Raw genomic sequence first — 21,485 nt, 5'->3', positions numbered from 1 at the left:
TGGATTGACCAGCGGGTTGATCAAATAACATCACTTTCAATACCAAAACGGAATGAGTACCGAAACAATAGATTTAAGAACAAAATTAATCACTGACTTTCACGCACGGGAATCCGTGATGAATGGCGAAGCAAAATCTGCTTTTCACCAGAAAAAACGTGCTGCCATCGTTCAGTTTGAGGAATTGGGTTTCCCAACGCCTCAAAACGAGGAATGGAAATACAGCAATGTTCGTGACCTGATCAGTGCTTCCTATAACTTTAATACAAGCGACACACTTTCGGCTGAAGATCTTATTGATCTTAAAATGCCTGAGCAGGCTGCTAATATATTGTATTTTGTAAACGGTCATTACAACGCCGCACTTTCTACGGTGGTTTCTTCTACGGATCAGATCATCATAGATTCTTTGCAGAATGCCTACAAAAACAATCCGGATCTTGTCAATTCTTATTTTGATGAATTGGTGAAGAAAGATACGGATGCATTTACTTCACTGAATACTGCTTTTGCTCACGACGGAGTTTTTATTTATGTACCAAACAATCAGACTGTTGAGCATCCGGTAATTCTTCGTTTTGTTAGTGATGCACGAGTTGAAAATGTGGGAAGTCAGCCGCGTAATATCATTGCGGTTGGGAAAAATGCACATGTAAAAATTGCAGAAGCTTTCAGAACTATCGGTGAAGAGCGCTCATTTACGAATGTTGTTACCGAAATCAATGTTGGTGAAGAAGCAGGCGTAGAATATTATAAAGTGCAGAATGAAAGTGAAAATGCTTACCATATCGGAACCACGCAGGTTCGTATGCTGGAGAAATCGCATTTTTACGCGGCAACGGTAACTTTGAACGGAAAGTTTACAAGAAACAATCTGAATATCGTTATTGACGGCGAACATTGCGAGGCGCACATGTATGGACTTTACTTCCCGGATGGATCGCAGCATGTTGATAACCATACGGTTGCTGATCACTGCAAACCAAATTCTGAAAGTAACGAGTTATACAAGGGAATTTTGCGCGATAGGTCGAAAGGTGTTTTCAATGGTAAAATATTTGTACGTCCTGACGCTCAGAAAACCAACGCATTTCAGTCTTGTAAAAACATTGTTTTGTCAACGGATGCGACGATGTATACAAAACCTCAGCTTGAAATCTTTGCTGACGACGTGAAATGTTCACACGGAACTACAACCGGACAAATCGATGAGGAAGCATTATTTTACATGCGTTCACGCGGAATTTCGAAGCAGGAAGCGATGTCTCTTTTGATGTTTGCATTCTGTGCCGACGTAGTTTCTCAGATAAAAATCGATTCAATTCGTGAATATCTTGAAAATGTAATCGCAGAGAAACTTTCGAGGAGCTAATTCTCGTTCTGTCTTTACAAATACTTATTATAATGCCCAACCTTCTCTTCAATTGGGTTGGGCATTTTTCTTAATACTTCATTAAAATGACTGATTTCCCAGATATAGCGTCCATCCGTAATGATTTCCCAATTCTTAATGAGATAGTTAACGGAAAACAACTCGTGTATTTTGACAATGCCGCTACAACGCAAAAACCTCGTATTGTACTGGACGCGCTGTCGGGATATTACGAACATTATAATGCCAACATTCACCGCGGAATTCATCATTTAGCGGAAAAAGCGACGGGAGCTTTTGAAGACTCACGCCGCAGATTACAGAAATTTATTAATGCTGAATTGTCCGAGGAAGTTATTTTTACTTACGGCACAACTGACAGTATTAATCTGGTAGCGCAAACTTACGGACGGAAATTTCTGAAAGAAGGAGATGAAATTATCATTTCCACAATGGAACATCATTCGAACATTGTTCCGTGGCAAATGCTTTGTGAGGAAAAAGGCTGTGTTTTAAGAGTAGTCCCGATTAATGATGAAGGAGAGCTTTTGATGGATGAGTATGAAAAGATGCTTTCGGAAAAAACAAAATTTGTCTCCGTTGTACATGTTTCAAATGCCTTAGGAACAATTAATCCGGTTGCTGAAATCATTGAAAAAGCGCATAAAGTAGGAGCTAAGGTTTTGCTGGATGGGGCACAGGCAAGTTCACATTTGACCATTGACGTGCGGGCACTGGATGTTGATTTTTACGCTTTGTCACTTCACAAAATATACGGACCAACCGGAATGGGTATTTTGTATGGAAAAAAGGAATTGCTTGAAGCGATGCCTCCTTACCGTGGCGGCGGTGAAATGATCAAGCACGTAACATTTGAAAAAACGACTTATAACGAATTGCCTTATAAATTCGAAGCAGGAACGCCTAATATCGCGGATGTCGTAGCTGCAAAATATGCGATCGATTATGTTGATACACTAGGAAAACCAAACATAGCAAAACATGAAAATGATCTGCTTTTGTACGCAACAGAAGCGGTGAAAGAAATTCCGGGTTTGAGAATTATCGGTCAGGCGAAAGAAAAAGTAAGCGTACTTTCCTTTGTTGTTGACGGTCTTCACCATCAGGATATTGCTGTGATTCTGGACAATCAGGGAATTGCAGTTCGTACAGGTCATCATTGCACCCAACCTTTAATGTCACGTTTGGGAATTCTAGGAACCACCAGAGCCTCTTTTGCTGTTTACAACACAGTTGAAGAAATTGATGGTTTGATCAAAGGCCTTCATAAGGCGAAGAAGATGTTGGGTTGATTGACATTACAATTTTTTATATTTACACACTAAAATTTTTAAAAAATGAATACTCATATTATTGAAGCAAGGCGATATCTTGATAATGCCAGAGAAATTTTGACCGACAAGGCAAAAAAGGAAGATGGAATTTATCAGGACCAAAAATATGTGAAAATGGCTGGACACACTGCTTATGTTGGTGTCCTAGTAGCATTGGATTCATTTTTAGGAAAAAAGGGAAAAGGAAGAAAGGACGTTGATTGGTATAAGCAACAATTATCAGTTCTTGATAAAAAGTTACTAGGGAGATTTCTTGCAGTTTATGATACTTTACATTTATCAATGAGCTATGATGGAAATCCAAGTGCTTTAGTTGCAAAAGCCGGCTTTGACGAGGCGGAAGTAATTATTCATTGGTTGGAAAACCGAATGGCAAATGCTTAAAATAGAGAATTGTTAAATTATGACAATTAACGAAGCACAAGACGAACTAATCGACGATTTTGAATTGTTTGATGATTGGGACAGTAAGTACGAGTACATTATAGATCTCGGAAAGCAGTTTCCAGCTTTGCAGGAACAATACAAAACCGAAGAAAATATAATCAGAGGATGCCAGTCCAGAGTGTGGTTAAATGCCTATATGGATGGTGATCTTTTAAAATTTGAGGCTGATAGTGACGCAGTTATAACGCGAGGATTGATTGGAATGCTTGTAAAAGTATTGTCGGGACATACACCGGAAGAAATAGCGAGTGCAGACCTTTATTTCATGGAAAGAGTTGGTCTTCACCAGCATTTGGCTCAAACAAGATCTAATGGACTGGCGTCAATGCTGAAACAAATGCGGGCTTACGGGATCGCTTACCAGGCTGCCAATTAAAAAAATATCAAAAGTGAAAACTAAGACGCTTCACTTGCTGTTATCATAAGTAAAAAAGAAATGAGCGAATCAGAACTAAGGGAAGAAGTTGTTAAGGCGATCAAAACGGTTTACGATCCGGAAATCCCGGTTGATGTTTATGAGCTTGGTTTGATTTACGACCTGAAAATATTTCCAGTAAATAATGTTTTCGTTTCGATGACACTTACTTCACCTTCTTGCCCTTCTGCGGGTACTTTGCCGGGTGAAGTTGAACAAAAAATCAGAGAGGTGGAAGGCGTGAATGATGTAAGTATTGAGCTTACTTTTGATCCTCCGTACACAACTGAAATGATGTCAGAAGAAGCGAAGCTGGAACTCGGATTTATGTGATATGGCCGTCGGCTTTTAGCTATCGGCAATCAAATTACGGATAACAAATAATTTATATAGGTCGAAGGCTAAATTGCTAATGACTGACAGTTAATCAAATTTTAACTTTAAACTTTTATAAAATATGTATCCTCCACAGTTAGTAGCGCCTATGAAGGCGGAGTTGACTAATGTCGGTTTTCAGGATTTGACAAGTGCGGAAGAAGTAGACAACTTCATGCAAAATATGAAAGGCACTGCTTTGGTAGTGATAAATTCAGTTTGCGGTTGTGCTGCTGGTGCTGCCCGCCCGGGTGTTAGAGCTTCTTTGGAGCGCAGTGAAATCAAGCCGGATCAATTGGCTACTGTTTTTGCTGGTTTTGATACTGAGGCTGTTTCAAAAATGCGTGAGTATACTTTACCGTATCCTCCATCATCTCCTGCGGTTGCTCTTTTTAAAGATGGTGAGTTGATCCATTTTGTAGAACGTCATCACATTGAAGGCCGTTCTGCTGAAATGATTGCTCAGCATTTGCAAATGGCATACGAAGAATTTTGTGCAGAAGAAGCATAATTAGTTCTTTCTGATATTTTAAACGGCTACTTTCAAAATTATTCGAAAGTAGCCGTCTGTTTTTTGTAGATTTATTTTTCAAATCTGAGTTTTATGCAAGGACATCGTTTCACCAAATTTGTACCGGCGGAGCAAACCGGAAATAGCAAGTTTGATCAGCTTTTTGATATTTTTCAGCAACTATTGCTGATGACATCGGGTGATGTAAGCGAGGCTATGTCGTGGCTGAGTGAGTTGGACAGACAATATAATCTTACCAATGATTCTTATGGTATCGGCGACTTTTTCGATGATTTGAAGAAAAAAGGATACATCACGGAAGAAAAAGGAAACGGCGAGGGCAAGCTCATCATGACCCCAAAATCCGAAAAAAGCATTCGTAAAAGTGCTTTGGATGAAATTTTTGGTAAATTGAAAAGGTCGAAGTCAGGTGGAAATCATCATACGCCTTACATGGGGACGGGTGATGAGTTGAGCAGTGATATCCGCCAATTCCAGTTTGGTGATACGCTGGATCAGATTGCCATGACTGAATCGATCAAAAATGCGCAGGTGAATCACGGAATCGGTGATTTTATGCTGATGGAAAATGATCTGGAAGTAGTTGAGCGCGAGCAAAAAACCACTACGGCTACGGTTGTAATGATTGACATCAGTCACTCTATGATTTTGTATGGAGAAGACAGAATTACGCCTGCAAAGAAAGTGGCGTTAGCTTTGGCCGAATTGATCCGTACAAAATACCCGAAGGATTCGCTGGATATTATTGTTTTTGGAAATGACGCCTGGCAAATCCAATTAAAAGATTTGCCATATCTCGAAGTTGGTCCTTATCACACCAATACAGTCGCAGGTCTGGAACTGGCGATGGACATTCTTCGTCGCAAGAAAACCAGAAACAAGCAGATTTTTATGATCACGGACGGTAAACCGACTTGTCTGAAAGAAGGAATCAAATATTATAAAAATAGCTTCGGTCTGGATCGTAAAATTATTAGTAAAACCCTTACGCTTGCAGCGCAATGCCGACGTTTGGAAATTCCGGTTACGACTTTTATGATTGCTACCGATCCTTATCTAAAACAGTTTGTTCAGAATTTTACGAAGGTAAACAACGGACGGGCTTATTATAGTAATCTTCAAGGTTTAGGTGGATTTGTACTGGAAGATTTCCAGCGGAACCGCAGAAAAAATATGAAATAACCGGCTCTCACCGGTTATTTTTTTATTTCTTACCTACCGAAATCATATTGGCAAAAAGGCGATAGGCGCCTGTTACGCCTGCCGGAAGTTCCCGGAAAAAAGAAAGTCCTGTGTAGATGTAATGTCCTTTGCCATATTGGGCATAAAGCACACTTCCCTCTTTTAAACTTTCATCTGTATCATTGCTGGAAAAAATCGCTTCGTAATGCGTTTTATCCCAGTCGCTGGCATAGTATAATCCACGTTCCTGAATCCAGCCGTTGAAATCTTTCTGCGTGATTTTATTTGGGTAATTTAACAAAGTGTGCTCAGGCTTCAGAAACCGCATTTCCGCATCTTCCTCCGCCACCCGATCCTGACTCAATTGAATAGGATATGGACCGATTTGTTTTACTTTCACTCTTTGAGGAATCGTATATTGAACAACCATCGTTCCTCCATTTTTGACGTATTCCATCAATTTGTCCTGGTAATAAGCCAAACGGTTTTCCGTATTGTAAGCTCTGATTCCAACAACAATGGCGTCATATCCGCTTAGATCTTTGGAAAGTGCCGCTTCATTCAGCATGGTTACGGTACAACCCATTTGTCTCAATGCGGTTGGCACATCATCACCAGCGCCGGCGATATATCCAATATTTTTGACAGTCGTTTTCACATCCAGTTTGGCAAGTTTTGCTTCGGCAGGAGGAAATAATGTCTGACTTGGAATGTGGCGGTAATCGATTGTTTTGATTGATCTTTCATAGTTTTTTCCGTCAACAGTAGCGACAGCTTTAACAACTGCTTCTTCATTTTTTGTCGGCGGCGTGATGTTAAAAATATAAGTCTGTTCCTGATATTTTTCCGTCATATCAAAATTTACACTGGCCGGATCCGATTTCCATCCTTTTGGCAAATCCAGTTTCAAGCTTCCTTTTACATTGCTTTTCTGTGCTTCAACCATAACACTGAGTGTTTTGGAAGTTGTGTTTGGAAAGATGAAAACAGGCTCATTGATATTAGCTGTAACGGCTGGGCGAATTTCGAAAGGACGATAAATTTCTCCCGAAGCAGGATCGGTGAATTTATAAATCCATGGTCTTGAATAAGTAAATCTTTGACCATCAATTTCAAACATAAAATCAGTTTTTGTTTCTGGTCTGTTTTCAGGATATCCTATATCCTGCTGATTGTCAATCTGGAAGATTCCCTTGTCAATTGGTTTTAGTAACCAGTATGGTTGCGTTGTTTTTAAATCGGATGGTAAAACCGCTTTTTTATTAAAAGCAGTCATTTCATTTTCTCCCAAAGTCAGATTCAAAACGCTGTCTGATTTAATACCTGTCCAGTTCAGAGAAATTAATTTTACAGGATATTTTGAGCGCTTAACCACGGTCACCTTAATATCAGCAGCATCACCTGCCACAGAGGAAAACTCATTTGGATTTGTTTCAAAAAATAAGCCCAGACATTGCACCAGCAAATCAGATATTTCCTGTTTTTTGGCTTTTACGTAAATATTTGTAGTATCGAGTTTGGTCAATTCCTGATTGATTTTCAATAATGCAGGAACCGAAGCAGACGGATTGCTGATGTCATAAGTTTTGATCGCATCAGAAACCAGTGATTGTACTTTCTGGCTTCCATCTACCCGTTTCCAGGTAATATCAACATCGTCAAAAAGATTACTCTTCGCAGGTATTCCTTCCTTATGAAGAAAATAATCAATTCTTTCTCCCCTCACCGGCGCACTTCCAAACCCCTGGCTTCTGTGTTGACTGCGACTTTCCGCAGCTATTTCGGTATATGATTTTCCTAAAACCGGATTGTAGCCGCCAATTTCCAAAGAGATAAACGGATTTTTTTCTCCCTCTGGCTGCTTGTTGGTGAAACCTGGTGTGAAGGTATTCCAGACTAAACGTTTTGCCTGCCAGCCTTTTACAAATTTCAACTGATCGGGATAAGCATTTGGATCAGCGGCCAGTTTAAAAGCTTCTTCTGCAAGATAAGCTGATGTTTGATGATGACCATGACCCGCACGAGGATCAGGTGGAAAACGTGTGATAATAACATCTGGTTGAAATTTCCGGATCATCCAAACCACATCGCCCAGCACTTTATTTTGATCCCAAAAGTTTAGCGTTTCTTTTCTCGTTTTAGAAAAACCAAAATCATAAGCTCTTGAAAAAAACTGTGTTGCTCCATCTATTTTTCGGGCACCTAACAATTCCTGCGTCCGGATTACGCCAATATTGGCACCCTGTTCAGCGCCGATTAGATTTTGTCCGCCGTCGCCTCGTGTCAAAGAAAGATAACCAGTCCGAACCAGCTGATCTTTTGACATGTACGACAGCATCAGCGTGTTTTCATCATCCGGATGCGCCGCGATATGGAGCACGGAACCAAGAACATTTAATTTTTTGATTCCCTGATAAATTTCACTTGAAGACAGGGTAGGGACTTGCGCCCGGATTTGGAAAGAAATAAAAAGGAGAACTACAATCGTAATTTTTTTCATAAGGGATTTGGGCTTAGCAATATCTAAAACGGAAGACGATGACATCCGGTTTTGGTACTACAATGTACGGGTAAGGACGTAATCTTCAAAGACTTCATACTGAATCGAAATCGTTTCGCGTTTTTCTTGTCCAAAACTGACAGTTATTTCACCATCAGGTTTCGCCAGAAAAGGATTTACTGACATATGATTCCTTGGATCCAGGTCTTTTATTCCGGCAAATTTATAAACTGATTCTTTCGCGGACCATAGAATATTAATCAGGATGAAATCTGTCTTATCAACCCATAATTGCTCGTCGTCGTTCAGGAAAAAGTCAATTCCTTTGCCTATATCCGCTTTTATTTTCTGAATATCAACACCGGCAGATTTTCCTTTGACAAGATAAACGGCGGCATATTTTTCTGAATGAGAAATGGAAATTTCATAATCCGTTGAATTCAGAAATGGTTTGCCATTCTCATCATAACTGATTTCAGGTTTTCCTTCAAGCAGTTGATCTAACAAAAGACGAACGGCAAGCGACTCGCTTTTTCTTTTATTATTTATTTTTTTATCTAATTTTTCCAGTTCGAAATCGGATGGTTTTAGTTGTAACATGAGTTCTTCCAGTGATTCTGAAATTTCCCATAATCCCAAAATTGATCTTCCGTTCAATATCTTTTTGTAGACCAAGCCCATTTAATTTGTAATTTTACGTTAATGAAAAAGGGGTGAATGCGTTGCAGAGATATTTCACGGTTTGAATGTTATTCAAGAAATTTTGCCCCGAATTGTCGTTTCAGCTATATGTGGCCCAAAAATAAATCAATACGCACGTTACTAAAATCACTCATCGTAATTCTTCTCGTTGCAGGATTAGTATTTGGCCTTTTTATCTGGGCCGTCAAACTGCCTGCGCCAAAGATAACAAGTAATAAAACCCCTCAAAGTTATACACGGGTTCAGCTTGGTCCGGATTCTTACAAAGTTGATAATTGCTGGCTGAAAAAAAACAAATATGGCATTTGGGAAATGTATCTTGAAGGAAGTCCTTATGAACGAGGTCTGATTTATGGTGTACTGGCAAAGGAGCTAATGGAAAAACAGGAAGTCCATTTTGTCGACCAGATCAAGGAAATTATTCCCAATGCGTTTTTTCTTCAAATACTAAAAGGTTTTGTAGCCTGGTTTAACAAGGATATCTACAAGTATATTCAGGATGAAAACTTGCAGGAAATTTATGGTGTTTCCCAATCTTTTTCAGACAAATTCAATTACATCGGCCCTAAATATTACCGGATTTTGAATTATCATGCAGCCCATGATATAGGTCACGCGTTAACGGATCTGAATATGGTCGGCTGCACTTCTTTTGCAGTTAAAAATTCTCTTTCTGCTGATTCCAGTTTGTTGATTGGCCGAAATTTTGATTTTTACATGGGTGATGCCTTTGCAGAGGACAAGCTGATCGTTTTTATCAATCCTGACAAAGGATATAAATTTGCTTCCTATTCCTGGGCCGGACTTACCGGTGTTGTTTCCGGCATCAATGAAAAGGGAATTACAGTAACTCTAAACGCATCTAAATCAGATATTCCCTACGGAGCAAAAGAACCTATTTCTTTACTGGCAAGAGAAATTTTGCAGTATGCAGCCACAATTGAGCAGGCAGATTCAATCGCAAAAAAACGTGATACTTTTGTTTCTGAATCACTTTTGATCGGATCCGCAAACGATAATAAAGCTGCCATTATTGAAAAATCACCGACGAAGATGGACCTGTATTCTTCAAGTTCCGACTATCTGGTCTGTGCAAATCATTATCAGGGAACTGCTTTTATCAAAGACTCGGTCAATATAAAAAATATAGCCGACACAGATTCCAAAGCGCGTTTTGACAGAATGAATCAGCTTATGGTGCGTTCGTACCCGGTGGATGTGCAGGAAGCGGCTGATATTTTGCGGAATAAAGAGGGGGTGAATGATACTTTTATCGGTTATGGCAATTCAAGATCCTTAAATCAATTGATTGCGCATCATGGAATTATTTTCAAGCCGTCGGAAAGAAAAGTCTGGATTTCTACGCCACCTTATCAGCTTGGTGCATTCATTTGTTATGATTTGAAAGACGTTTTCAGTCACCCGGAAACTTGTCATGCCATTGATTCACTTGCTATTGCCGCTGATCCATTTTTGACAACCGATGCTTACCGGAGGTTTGAAGCTTTCAAGGTTACGAAGCAAAAGATCCATAAATATGTGATGCTGGGCATTCCTTATAAGTTAAGTGCCAAAGATGAATATGCGATGGTGAGTAATAATCCCGAAAGTTATGTCACGTATCTGACGTTGGGTGAATATTTTCAGAAGAAAAAAAACTACGAAAAGGCCATCCGATATTACGAGGAATCTTTACAACATGAGGTTTCTTCAAAGAATGAAATGCTGGCGATCAAAGCGAAAATTGAAGAATGTAAAAAAGAAAAATCTTGACAGATTTTGGCAAGACAGATTTTTTAAAAACTTTTGCATTGAATAGACGGTAATTTTGAATCCGGATATTTCCAAAAATATTCCAGCCCAAACGACTTATCCCAATTTATGACAACCGAAATCAGTCCGTTACAAAGCAGCAAGTTGACCGATATTCTTCGATATCTCAATAAAAATTCCAAATATTACCAGCGCATTTTCGGACAGTCGGGAGTTGATATTGAAACGATAAAAACATTTGAAGATTTAACAAAAATACCTTTCACAACGAAAGATGATCTGGCACTTTATAACGATGATTTTCTTTGTGTTCCAAAAAGTAGAATTGCCGATTTTGTAACAACTTCTGGTACGTTAAGTGATCCGGTTGCATTTTACCTTACTGATCAGGATGTTGAAAGGTTGGCCAATAATGAGGCAGAAGCTTTCAAATGTGCCAATGGTTCTGAGGATGATGTTTACCAGTTAATGACAACAATCGACCGGCGTTTTATGGCTGGTCTGGCTTACTGGATGGGGGCGCGAAAAATGGGTGCCGGCATGATCCGGGTTGGTCCGGGTGCACCTTTTTTGCAATGGGAATCCATCCAGCGCTTTTCTCCAACAGTACTTATCGCGATTCCTTCCTTTATTCCAAGGCTGATCGATTACGCTTTGGAAAATAATATCGACTTCAAATCCTCCTCAGTCCGATCAATTTTGTGCATCGGAGAGCCGATCCGTAATCCTGATTTTACTTACAATGAACTGGGAAAACGAATCACATCTCAGTGGGATGTGAAATTATATTCGACCTATGCATCCACAGAAATGGGTGCGGCATTTACGGAATGTCAGGAAGGAAAAGGTGGACATTTAAACCCGGATCTGCTGATTCTGGAAGTGGTTGACGAAGAGGGGAAACGGGTGGGTGAAGGAGAATTGGGCGAAGTTGTCGTGACGACGCTTGGCGTTGAAGGAATGCCTTTGCTTCGTTATAAAACGGGTGATCTTTGTAATGTTTATTACGAACCTTGTGCATGCGGGCGATCGTCTACAAGACTTGGCCCTGTCGTTGGAAGAAAACAGCAAATGATCAAATTTAAAGGTACAACGATTTTTCCACCGGCGCTTTTTGATGTGCTGGATATGGTGCCGGAAGTGGATTTGTATCAGGTGGTTGTTTCTAAAAACGAGTTCGGGAATGATGAGATTTCTATCCTGCTAACCATGAATCTCGAAACCCCTTTATTCAAGGAAAAACTTCATTCTTTGTTCAAATCCAGGCTTCGTGTTACACCTTTACTTAAATTTATAACCGCTCAAGAATTAAATCACCGGATATTCAAACAGGAAAAAAGGAAACCCGAAAAGTTGATATATATTTGATTTTTTATCATTAAAATCACCCCTGAGTATGAAAAAGAATACTTTTACCGCATTTTTAGTAGTTCTGTTTTTTGCTTTTCAAACAGGTTTCGCTCAAAGAGTTGATTTGAGATCTGGCGATGTTGATGTTTTGGCCGGACAAAAAATCGTGAATGTTCAATATGATTATTCTGAATTTGGTGTAGGCAAATTTGCTACGGAAAAAGAATATCTTGATAAAAAATCTGCTGAATATAATGCCAAGGAAGCAGGTAAGGGCGATGAATGGAAAAAAGCATGGGTGTCGGATCGTCAGAATAAATACGAGCCGAAATTTGAAGAACTTTTCAATAAAGGTTTGGAAGATAAAGGATTGAAAGTTAATCAGGGAAATGATGCCAAATATACTTTCATTGTTCACACTACATATCTGGAACCAGGTTATAATGTTGGTGTGATGCGTAAAAATGCTTATTTGAACTACAAAATTGATCTGGTTGAAACCTCCGGAAAGAAAGCTGTGGCAGAAATGGTTTTGACAAATGTTCCTGGCGGACAGTTCGGTGGCTTTGATTTTGATTCAGGTACACGTATCGCCGAATCCTATGCGAAAGCGGGAAAAGTCCTGGCTGCGTTTATTGATAAAAAATTAAAATAAAGGTTATAATTCTTACTTTTGAAAGGGTTAAATAGCATTATAAAAATTTCAATGTCATGAGAAAATCACTATTATTTGTTGTCGCATTATTTTTTGCCGGACAGACTTCTGCTCAAACTTTATCTGATTTATTTGCCGGAAATGCCAAATTGACTTTTCTTGGTTTAGACTTTACGCAGGCCAAATACATCGGACGCGCCGGTTTCGTTGATCCGGTGGCTATTAAAAATCAGCATCTTGCAAGCTGGAACAACCTGATCGAATATGAACCGAAAAAATTCTCTCTGCAGGAAGCTTTTAAATTAAAACCTGAAATGTACGAAACCAAGGTTGCCGATATGCTTAAATTGAATGAATCGGCTGAGGTGAAAGATAACATCACAGAAGACGATTATAAGATCACGGAAGATCAGGTTAAGAAATCAGTTTCCAAATATTCACTAAGCGTAAAAGACGGAATTGGTATTGTTTACGTTGTGGAAAGTCTTAATAAAAAAGCTGAAAAGCTATTTGCCTGGGTTACATTTATTGATCTAAAATCTAAAAAAGTACTTTATACCGAAAGAGTTGATGGAGCAGCAGGCGGTTTTGGCTTCCGTAATTACTGGGCCGGTGGTGTTTATAAAATCAACAAAGCTATTGATTCCAAATATTACAAACAGTGGAGTAAAACATTAAAATAATGTTAGATTGTAATAAATCAGTTCGTTTTTAAATTGATAACGTATTGATTTTTAACATAAAAAAATAATATTGCTATCAGAAGCTGTACATGGCTCTTTCAAACGGGGAGATGTACAGCTTCTTAATTAACTGATCGTCCGGGACTTTGAAAAGAATTTTTATCTTGCTGCTGCTAACTGCCTATTTTTTACAAGGATGTACGAAGATATTTTATCGTTCGGCAGAGAAGGCATATCAAAAAGGATTGAAGGTTCAGCCATATGACGTGATCATTGTACCTGGCTTTCCTTATCAGGGCAAAGAATGGGATATGGTCCATAAAATGAGAATTCATTGGGCATATTATTTATACAAAAAAGGGATCGCCAAAAATGTAATTTTCTCAGGATCTGCGGTCGCGACTCCTTATATTGAAAGCAGAGTGATGGCTTATTATGCTGAATCACTGGGCATTCCCGCAAAAAATATTTTTACAGAAGAAAAAGCGCAGCACAGTACAGAAAACGTTTACTATTCCTATCGGCTGGCAAAAGATCTTGGATTTAAGAAGATTGCCCTCGCTACGGATCCTTTCCAAAGCAGCTACATGGGAAAGTTTATGAGGAAATTTGAAATACCTGTTGCACTTTTGCCTACGGTAATCGATACATTGAAAATTCTCGATCTGTACGAGCCGAAAATAGATGCCAGTCCGGCGATGTTAAAGGACTTCGTCAAATTATCAGCAAGGGAAAATTTTTTCCAGCGATTCAAGGGCACGATGGGCAAATATATTATCTGGCACGAAGAGGATTTAAAAAAGAAAAAATACAGAAGACGATTTAAAGACCGGATGATACCTGCACCCGGTTCGAGTAAGGAACCTTAATTAGTACAATGAAAAAAGAACTATCGGCTATTGAAGCCAAGTATGAAGCACAGAAAATAGCATTTGGACCTATGTATTTTCAGTCTGTCATTGCATTGAGAGACTTAGGGATACTTGAATTTATCAATAATCACCGAAAAGGCGTAAGTATTTCGACGATTATTGAAAAACTGGATGTCTCGGAATACGGGGTAGATCTGCTGATTGAAGCTGCCGAAATATTAGGCGTTGTGGAATGTTTTGACGAGGGAAAAGTTAAAATTACCAAAGTCGGTTTTTTTCTTTTAAAAGATGAAATGACAAAAGTGAACGTCAATTTCATGAATGACGTATGTTATCTGGGGGCAAAAGCCATGACGGACAGTATCAGAAATGGCAAACCGGAAGGACTTAAAGTGCTGGGAGACTGGCCGACAATCTACGAAGGTCTTTCAATTTTGCCTGAACCTGCGAAAAAATCCTGGTTTGATTTTGACCATTATTATTCTGACGGAGCCTTTCCGTCGGCTTTGAAAATTGTTTTCACTAAAAAGACAGGTACAATTTTTGATGTAGGTGGAAATACCGGAAAATGGTCTTTTGCGTGCTGTGCACATGATCCTGATGTAAAAATCAAAATTCTGGATCTGCCCGTTCAGCTCAGAGTTGCCAAACAAAATGCAACTGAAAAAGGATTGCTCGACAGGATTGAGTTTTATCCGATCAATTTGCTGGATACGGAACAGAAAATTCCCCAGGGCGCGGATGTGATCTGGATGAGCCAGTTCCTGGATTGTTTTTCAAAAGAGGAAATTCTTAGTATCTTGAAAAATGCTTATCAGGCGGCTTCTGAGGAAACGCGGTTATTTATTCTTGAACCGTTTTTCGATAATCAGGACTACCCCGCGGCACATTTTAGTCTGGTTGCTACCTCGTTGTACTTCACAATTATGGCCAACGGTAACAGCAAAATGTACCGGATTGAGGTAATGAAAAGCCTGGTACGGGAAGCAGGTTTTGAGGTGGTTGAAACGTATCCGCTTATCGGCGATAGTTATCACACAATTCTGGAATGCAAAAAGAAGATTTAGATCCGGTTTTTGTCACTATTGATAAGAAAAATGTATTGATATGAAACCAGTCACGTTTTTTGGCTTTATCTTTATTATTCTTTTTTCGGCGTTCGCGAGTAAGGAAGTTGAGAAAGCTGAGTTTTACAAAGCTTTTTCCGGTAAAACTGAGGAAGAAATTGACGGGATGATTTCTATTCTGGAAAAAGAAAAATCATCTTCTCTGACGTTAGCATATCAGGGTGCGCTTTACATGAAAAAAGCTGATTTTGTAAAGGGTGTTAATAATAAGATCAAAACCTTTAAAAAGGGAGCACGTATACTTGAAGATGAAATTGCCAAAAAGCCTTCAAATGCTGAATACAGGTTTTTAAGACTAGCCGTTCAGGAACACGCCCCGAAGATTTTAAAGTATAATAAAAATCTGAACGAGGATAAAAAAGCAGTGGGGGAAGGTTTTAAAAGTTTTGATCCCGAATTGAAGAAAATAGTAAAAGGTTATGCAGCCAGTTCGGCTGTTTTGAAAATGGATGACTTACAATAACTGCATCTGAGTACTGAAAATCTGAATAAAATAGTTGAATGAAAAAGGTGCTTGTCATTAATTATTCGCAATCAGGACAATTGAACGAGATAATCGACAATTTCCTGTTGCCGTTTGATTCTGCTGAAATAGAGAGAAAACAAATTGAAACCGTGAAACCGATCGCATTTCCGTGGACAAGCGACGTGTTTTATAATACAATGCCTGAATGCGTTAATGAAGAAGCAGTTGCTTTAAAGCCGATAAATTACGCTTCTGAAAAATATGATTTGATCATTCTGGGTTATCAGCCCTGGTTTTTATCACCTTCGTTACCTACTACGTCACTTTTGCAGGATCCGGTTTTTCAGAAAAAAATGAAGGATACACCGATTGTAACGGTCATTGGCGGACGGAATATGTGGCTTAATTCGCAGGAAAGTATTAAGGCATATATCAAAAAAGCGGGTGGAATTTTAGTTGGTAATGTGCCGCTGATGGACCGTGAACCAAATTTGATCAGTGTATTAACAATTTTTCACTGGATGCTTACTGGTAAAAAAGAGCGTAAATGGAATTTGTTACCAGTTCCGGGTGTGAGTCAGGAAGATATTTTGAGCGCAGATAAATTCGGAAGTATTGTTCAAACCGCATTGCAAAGCGACGATTATACCGGTTTGCAGAAAAAACTTTTATCTCTTGGACTTATTGATATTCCTACCGATATCTGGTTTATTGAAATGAGAGGTAAGAAAATTTTCAGGGTTTGGGCCAGCTTAATCAAGAAAAAGGGGACGACGCCTGAAAAAAGAAAGTTTTATGTAAACCTTTTTAGTTATTATCTGTTGATCGCTCTTTTCGTAGCATCACCGATCATACTATCTGTTTACTTCGTTTTCTTTGCGCCCTTTTTACAAAAATCAATCAAGAGATCGAAGGAATACTATTACGGTGTCAGTTAAATAGTTTGGTCAAACCAAGAGCTGCATCAACTTATTAATTATCAATACTATTATTGCAATGTCAGAAGCATTTATTACCAGGGTTTCAAAGTTTGTTCCCAATGAGCCGGTTGCCAATGAGGAAATGGAAGAGTATCTGGGGTTTATCAATGGAAAGTCATCCAAATCAAAGGCGATTGTTTTAAGAAATAACAAAATAAAAAGTCGCTATTACGCATATACAAAAGAAGGTGTTCCAACACACACGAATGCTGAAATGGCCTCTGAGGCGGTTAGACAGCTTTTTACAGAAAATCCGGAGGAGTTAAAAGAAATAGATTTGTTGAGCGCGGGTACTTCCAGTCCGGATCAGATTATGCCTTCGCATGGTGTGATGATACACGGCTGGCTTCCTGAAACGGGTACAATTGAAGTGGTTTCGCCATCAGGGGTTTGCTGCGCTGGGATGCATGCGTTGAAATATGCGTATATGTCTGTGAAACTGGAAGATAAGGAAAAGGCCGTTGCTGTTGCTTCGGAGCGTTTTTCACCTTCTTTGCGTGCCGATACATTTGAGGAAGAAGTTCAGGAACTGATCCGTCTGGAACAAAATCCTTACGTCTCTTTTGACAAAGATTTTCTTCGCTGGATGCTTTCTGACGGTGCCGGCGCATTTTTAGTTGAAGGTAAACCTAATGAAACCGGAGATTCTTTGAAAATTGAATGGATCGATGGATGCTCTTTTGCAAATGAGGAGGAAGCATGTATGTACATGGGTGCCTACAAACAGGAAGATGGTACATTGAAAAGTTTCAAGGATTTTTCAAACGAAGAGATTTTCAATAAATCGATTTTTAGTATCAAGCAGGATGTGAAACTGTTAAGCGAGAAAATCGTTAAACTTGGTTTTAATAACCTGAAACAGATATTAGACAAAAAAGGATTTGACATGAACGAAGTGGATTATTTCCTTCCGCACATTTCAAGCTACTTTTTTGAAAGTAAAATTGAAGACGTCCTGATTGAAAATGGTATCCCGGTTCCAAAAGAAAAATGGTTTACGAACCTTTCAACGATGGGAAATGTGGGAGCTGCTTCAATTTATATGATGGTTGAAGAAATTTTTAATAGTGGTAAATTGAAAAAAGGAGAAAAAATCCTACTTGCCGTTCCGGAAAGTTCAAGATTTTCTTACATGTTTTGTTTGCTGACTGTTTGTTAATACATCAAATTTTATCATTCAGATTTTAATACTCATACCCGATGAAAAAAGAAGATCTGCCACAGGAACCAGGCGCACTTTCCAGATTAACGAGGGAATTGTGTTATGTGAAAAATGAGGATGGTAAATATGAAACAGCGCTGAGCAAGGGCTGGGATATTAAAAAAGAAGCGCTAGACAGTGCCTGGGTTGAGGTGAATGATCGGGTAGAGGAGGCGAGGAAGGCTGTGGCGAATGGAGAGAAAAGTCCGGTATATTATTTTATGGAGCTTAATCTGATGGATCTTGTGGTACTTTCAGGTTATACGGGCTTTTTTAGTTTTTTTATCAAACGGCATTTCAAGCCTTCGGTGTTTAAGACATTGAGTGATAAAAAACTTGAAAAATATGCTCAGGTTTTTGATATATCGGTCAGCGAATTGAAAAATTTTAAAGGTTAATGAAGTGAATATCGACACCAAAACAGAAGAATTTCATCACGTACATGCCGCCCATTGCGAAAATGGCGTAACGACGGCTTTATTACGTCATCATGGTCTCGATTTTATGACCGAACCGCTTGCTTTTGGTATGGGTTCTGGTCTTTTTTATATACAAATACCATTTTTGACTATCAATAATGGGCCTGCCATTTCATTCAGGACCATGCCGGGAGCTATTTTCAAACGGACTTGCAAAGCACTTGGTGTTGAAGTTACCCGGAATAAATTCAGCGATCCGGCAAAAGCACAGCTGTTTTTGGATAAAAAAATAAAAGAAGGTGACCCGGTTGGTTGTCAGGTCGGCGTTTTTCATCTTACCTATTTTCCAAAGGAATACCGGTTTCACTTCAATGCACATAATTTAATTGTCTACGGACAAGAGGATAACCGCTATCTGATCAGTGATCCGATCATGGAAGAAGTGACGACGTTATCTTCGGAAGAATTGTCCCGTGTGCGTTTTGCACAAGGGCCTCTTGCTCCAAAAGGTCATATTTATTTCCCTGAAAAAGTTGGGGTGATTACAGACGATCTGATCCGTAAAGGAATTGTAAAAGGCATTAAACGCAATGTCCGCGATATGATCAGTATTCCCGGCAATTTTGCTGGGGTGAATGGAATTCGTTATACATCCAATAATATCCGAAAATGGAGAGATAAACTTGGGCTGAAAAAAGCTGGTTTATACCTCGGTCAGATCGTACGGATGCAGGAAGAAATTGGTACAGGCGGAGGTGGTTTCCGTTTTCTTTATGGTGCGTTTCTGGAAGAAGCAGCTGCTTATTTACAAGACGATCGTTTGATCGGACTTTCTGAGGAATTTACAAAATCGGGTGATATGTGGCGCGCCAGTGCTATCCAGATGGCGGGTGTTTATAAGGGAAGATTAACCGAGCAGCAAAGTTTTGACGAAATTGCAGACCGGCTTCTTGAAATCCGTTCTGTTGAAAAAGAAGCATTTTTAAAACTTTCTAAATTGAATCTGGGGAAATAATTTATTTCCTCATTCAACATTTGCTTCACGATGTACAACGGCCCGTCAATTCAGATTGAAAATGTTACCAAAAGATATAAATCTGCACAGGAAGACAGTCTGAGCCGGGTAAATCTGCAAATAAATGAGTCGGATGTGTATGGTTTGCTTGGGCCAAATGGCGCAGGAAAAACGACACTTATTTCTATTCTGTGCGGAATCATTCCGCCATCTCAGGGAAATATAGCTTATTACATTAACGGGACTGAAATTTCAAGTCAGGAGCGTAGAAGCCGGTTGGGATTTGTGCCGCAGGAATATGCTTTTTATCAGGAGCTTACCCCAAAACAGAATCTTGATTATTTCGGAGCCATGTACAATTTGTCAAAAGCTGAATTGTCTGTGCGGATTGATGAATTGCTGGAAGAACTTGGTTTGACAAAAGTTGCAGACAAAGAAGTTTTCAAGTTTTCGGGCGGGATGAAAAGGCGTGTGAATCTTGCCATTGGCCTTATTCACAAACCTGCCATTTTATTTCTTGACGAGCCGACCGTAGGCGTGGATGTGCAAAGCAAAAACGCGATCATAAAATATCTTGAAGAAATTAACAAGGCTGGCACAACGATTGTGTATACTTCTCATCATATGTCGGAAGCGGAAGAATTCTGTAATCGCATTGCTTTGATCGATCATGGAAAGGTGGTCGCAGAAGGTGGAATGAGCGATTTATTAGCAGGAAATGATGCTTCAAGTTTACAGGATTTATTTATAAAACTGACAGGAGAGGAGTACCGAGATTAACCCTATGTTCAAGATTTTTTCATCCATTCGTAAGGAGTTTCTTCTGCTTGTCAGTGACAAAGTTGGCCTGGCGCTTATGTTTGTGATGCCGCTGATATTGGTTTTTATTATCACAATAATCCAGGACAGCGCTTATAAAATCGTGAATGAAAACGAGATCCCGATGCTGGTTGTCAATCATGATGAAGGAAGTCAGGGTGCGAAATTGCTGGACTTGCTGATCACATCCAGACTTTTCAAAATTGATACTTTAAACAGTCTGCCCGAAAAATCTTTGAAAAAGGAATTATTGGCAAGGGGAAAACTGATCGCTCTTTTTATTCCGCCAAATTTTACGAGCGGACTGAATAGTAATACAGGTGAAATTAGCCATATGATGATGCGTGATCTGGGTCTGGAAACAGATTCTGCCAGCGGAAATACTGAAAAAATGCCGGCATTATCTTTTTATCATGATCCTGTTTTACAAGAGAATTACAGCGCATCGGTTATGGGTGTTGTAGATTCTTATCTTGGTATGATTGAGAAATCGATGATGATTGAGCGAATTTATGCCGATATGGACATGGGTCCTAAGTCAGAAAAGCTGAATAAAAAGATGGAAATTAACCGGGTTAAGATAAATCAGATTGTCGCGACCAATAGTAATTCGGTTGTTGTCCCAAATTCAACACAACATAACGTTCCGGCCTGGACGATCTTTGCCATGTTTTTCATGGTGGTTTCTCTGGGAAGTAATATTGTGAAGGAACGTGTGAATGGCAGTTTTCTGAGATTGAAAACAATGCCGACCAGTTTTATGCTGGTTATGTTTAGCAAAATGGCTGTTTATGTAGTTGTAGCAATTTTGCAGGTTGCACTGACTTTTTCAGTCGGGGTATGGATATTGCCTAAAATCGGTTTACCAGAACTGACAATCCCGACAAACTTCCCAGCCTTTGCAGCAGTCGTTTTTATCAGCAGTATGGCCGCTGTAAGTTACGCATTATTAATAGGATCCTGGGCAAAAACACAGGAACAGGCCAATGGATTTGGAGCGATATCGATCATTATTTTTGGTGCAATAGGCGGAATTTTAGTCCCTGCATTTGTAATGCCCGAATACATGCAGTTTGCCAGTAATTTTTCACCTTTGCACTGGTGCCTGGAAGGATTTTATATACTCTTTCTCAAAGGCGGCAGCTGGCATGAACTCAGGTGGGTGATACTGTTTTTGGGAGTATTCATTTTGATTTGCCAACTTTGCACTTATATTAAACTTAGAATAGAAAAAATTATCTGATA

At 39.3% G+C, this 21,485-nt stretch carries 22 protein-coding genes; 20 read left to right on the top strand and 2 right to left on the bottom strand.

Annotated elements, in window-relative coordinates:
• Window positions 1-52 precede the first annotated feature (52 nt).
• The 7 genes from sufD to IEE83_RS19695 all read left to right on the top strand — a co-directional run bounded on the left by sufD (window position 53) and on the right by IEE83_RS19695 (window position 5,678).
• Window positions 53-1,372 (top strand): Fe-S cluster assembly protein SufD, encoded by a 1,320-nt coding sequence (gene sufD, locus IEE83_RS19725; protein ID WP_194122224.1) that lies wholly within the window; start codon window positions 53-55, stop codon window positions 1,370-1,372.
• Between the two features lie 86 nt (window positions 1,373-1,458).
• Window positions 1,459-2,685 carry a cysteine desulfurase gene (locus IEE83_RS19720; protein WP_194122223.1) on the top strand — a complete coding sequence of 409 codons (1,227 nt, stop codon included), beginning with the start codon at window positions 1,459-1,461 and terminating at the stop codon, window positions 2,683-2,685.
• A gap of 45 nt (window positions 2,686-2,730) precedes the next feature.
• Complete coding sequence (locus IEE83_RS19715) at window positions 2,731-3,111, top strand: DUF5618 family protein (RefSeq protein ID WP_194122222.1); 381 nt, start codon at window positions 2,731-2,733, stop codon at window positions 3,109-3,111.
• Between the two features lie 19 nt (window positions 3,112-3,130).
• Window positions 3,131-3,550, top strand: a complete 420-nt coding sequence (locus IEE83_RS19710) for a SufE family protein (RefSeq protein WP_194122221.1) — start codon at window positions 3,131-3,133, stop codon at window positions 3,548-3,550.
• 60 nt (window positions 3,551-3,610) lie between these two features.
• Complete coding sequence (locus tag IEE83_RS19705) at window positions 3,611-3,922, top strand: SUF system Fe-S cluster assembly protein (RefSeq protein WP_194122220.1); 312 nt, start codon at window positions 3,611-3,613, stop codon at window positions 3,920-3,922.
• 124 nt (window positions 3,923-4,046) lie between these two features.
• Complete coding sequence (locus tag IEE83_RS19700) at window positions 4,047-4,475, top strand: BrxA/BrxB family bacilliredoxin (protein WP_194122219.1); 429 nt, start codon at window positions 4,047-4,049, stop codon at window positions 4,473-4,475.
• Between the two features lie 93 nt (window positions 4,476-4,568).
• Window positions 4,569-5,678 (top strand): vWA domain-containing protein, encoded by a 1,110-nt coding sequence (locus IEE83_RS19695; protein WP_194122218.1) that lies wholly within the window; start codon window positions 4,569-4,571, stop codon window positions 5,676-5,678.
• A gap of 22 nt (window positions 5,679-5,700) precedes the next feature.
• On the opposite strand, the gene IEE83_RS19690 is transcribed toward IEE83_RS19695, so the two are convergent.
• The gene (locus IEE83_RS19690; RefSeq protein ID WP_194122217.1) at window positions 5,701-8,178 is read right to left on the bottom strand and encodes a PIG-L family deacetylase; all 2,478 of its coding nucleotides are present in this window, start codon (window positions 8,176-8,178) and stop codon (window positions 5,701-5,703) included.
• Window positions 8,179-8,235: 57 nt separating this feature from the next.
• Window positions 8,236-8,859: a 4'-phosphopantetheinyl transferase family protein gene (locus tag IEE83_RS19685; protein ID WP_194122216.1), complete on the bottom strand. Its 624-nt coding sequence runs from the start codon at window positions 8,857-8,859 to the stop codon at window positions 8,236-8,238.
• 108 nt (window positions 8,860-8,967) lie between these two features.
• On the opposite strand from IEE83_RS19685, the gene IEE83_RS19680 reads away from it, so the two are divergent.
• From IEE83_RS19680 to IEE83_RS19620, 13 genes are all read left to right on the top strand, one after another.
• The gene (locus IEE83_RS19680) at window positions 8,968-10,653 is read left to right on the top strand and encodes a C45 family autoproteolytic acyltransferase/hydrolase (protein ID WP_194122215.1); all 1,686 of its coding nucleotides are present in this window, start codon (window positions 8,968-8,970) and stop codon (window positions 10,651-10,653) included.
• Window positions 10,654-10,761: 108 nt separating this feature from the next.
• Window positions 10,762-12,021: a flexirubin biosynthesis putative acyl-CoA ligase FlxY gene (gene flxY, locus IEE83_RS19675; RefSeq protein WP_194122214.1), complete on the top strand. Its 1,260-nt coding sequence runs from the start codon at window positions 10,762-10,764 to the stop codon at window positions 12,019-12,021.
• Window positions 12,022-12,049: 28 nt separating this feature from the next.
• Window positions 12,050-12,658 carry a hypothetical protein gene (locus IEE83_RS19670; protein WP_194122213.1) on the top strand — a complete coding sequence of 203 codons (609 nt, stop codon included), beginning with the start codon at window positions 12,050-12,052 and terminating at the stop codon, window positions 12,656-12,658.
• A 56-nt stretch (window positions 12,659-12,714) separates the two neighbouring features.
• On the top strand, window positions 12,715-13,341 hold the full coding sequence (locus tag IEE83_RS19665) for a hypothetical protein (RefSeq protein ID WP_194122212.1): 627 nt from the start codon (window positions 12,715-12,717) through the stop codon (window positions 13,339-13,341).
• A 146-nt stretch (window positions 13,342-13,487) separates the two neighbouring features.
• Entirely contained in the window at window positions 13,488-14,210 is a 723-nt protein-coding gene (locus IEE83_RS19660; protein WP_228101889.1) for a YdcF family protein, read from the top strand.
• A gap of 8 nt (window positions 14,211-14,218) precedes the next feature.
• A complete protein-coding gene (locus IEE83_RS19655) occupies window positions 14,219-15,280 on the top strand; it encodes a methyltransferase (RefSeq protein ID WP_194122211.1) in 1,062 nt (353 codons plus the stop codon).
• Window positions 15,281-15,320: 40 nt separating this feature from the next.
• Window positions 15,321-15,803 (top strand): hypothetical protein, encoded by a 483-nt coding sequence (locus IEE83_RS19650; RefSeq protein ID WP_194122210.1) that lies wholly within the window; start codon window positions 15,321-15,323, stop codon window positions 15,801-15,803.
• A 38-nt stretch (window positions 15,804-15,841) separates the two neighbouring features.
• Entirely contained in the window at window positions 15,842-16,744 is a 903-nt protein-coding gene (locus IEE83_RS19645; protein ID WP_194122209.1) for a hypothetical protein, read from the top strand.
• A gap of 58 nt (window positions 16,745-16,802) precedes the next feature.
• Entirely contained in the window at window positions 16,803-17,945 is a 1,143-nt protein-coding gene (gene darB, locus IEE83_RS19640; protein WP_194122208.1) for a dialkylresorcinol biosynthesis protein DarB, read from the top strand.
• 41 nt (window positions 17,946-17,986) lie between these two features.
• A complete protein-coding gene (gene DarG, locus IEE83_RS19635) occupies window positions 17,987-18,385 on the top strand; it encodes a flexirubin biosynthesis protein DarG (RefSeq protein WP_194122207.1) in 399 nt (132 codons plus the stop codon).
• A 4-nt stretch (window positions 18,386-18,389) separates the two neighbouring features.
• Window positions 18,390-19,421, top strand: a complete 1,032-nt coding sequence (gene darH, locus IEE83_RS33460) for a BtrH-related acyltransferase DarH (RefSeq protein ID WP_194122206.1) — start codon at window positions 18,390-18,392, stop codon at window positions 19,419-19,421.
• A 30-nt stretch (window positions 19,422-19,451) separates the two neighbouring features.
• The gene (locus IEE83_RS19625; protein WP_194122205.1) at window positions 19,452-20,201 is read left to right on the top strand and encodes an ABC transporter ATP-binding protein; all 750 of its coding nucleotides are present in this window, start codon (window positions 19,452-19,454) and stop codon (window positions 20,199-20,201) included.
• 4 nt (window positions 20,202-20,205) lie between these two features.
• Window positions 20,206-21,483, top strand: a complete 1,278-nt coding sequence (locus IEE83_RS19620; protein ID WP_194122204.1) for an ABC transporter permease — start codon at window positions 20,206-20,208, stop codon at window positions 21,481-21,483.
• Window positions 21,484-21,485: the final 2 nt, after the last annotated feature.

It is taken from the genome of Dyadobacter subterraneus (genome assembly GCF_015221875.1).
GTDB lineage: Bacteria > Bacteroidota > Bacteroidia > Cytophagales > Spirosomataceae > Dyadobacter > Dyadobacter subterraneus.
This window is presented reverse-complemented; position numbering and strand designations above follow the sequence as displayed.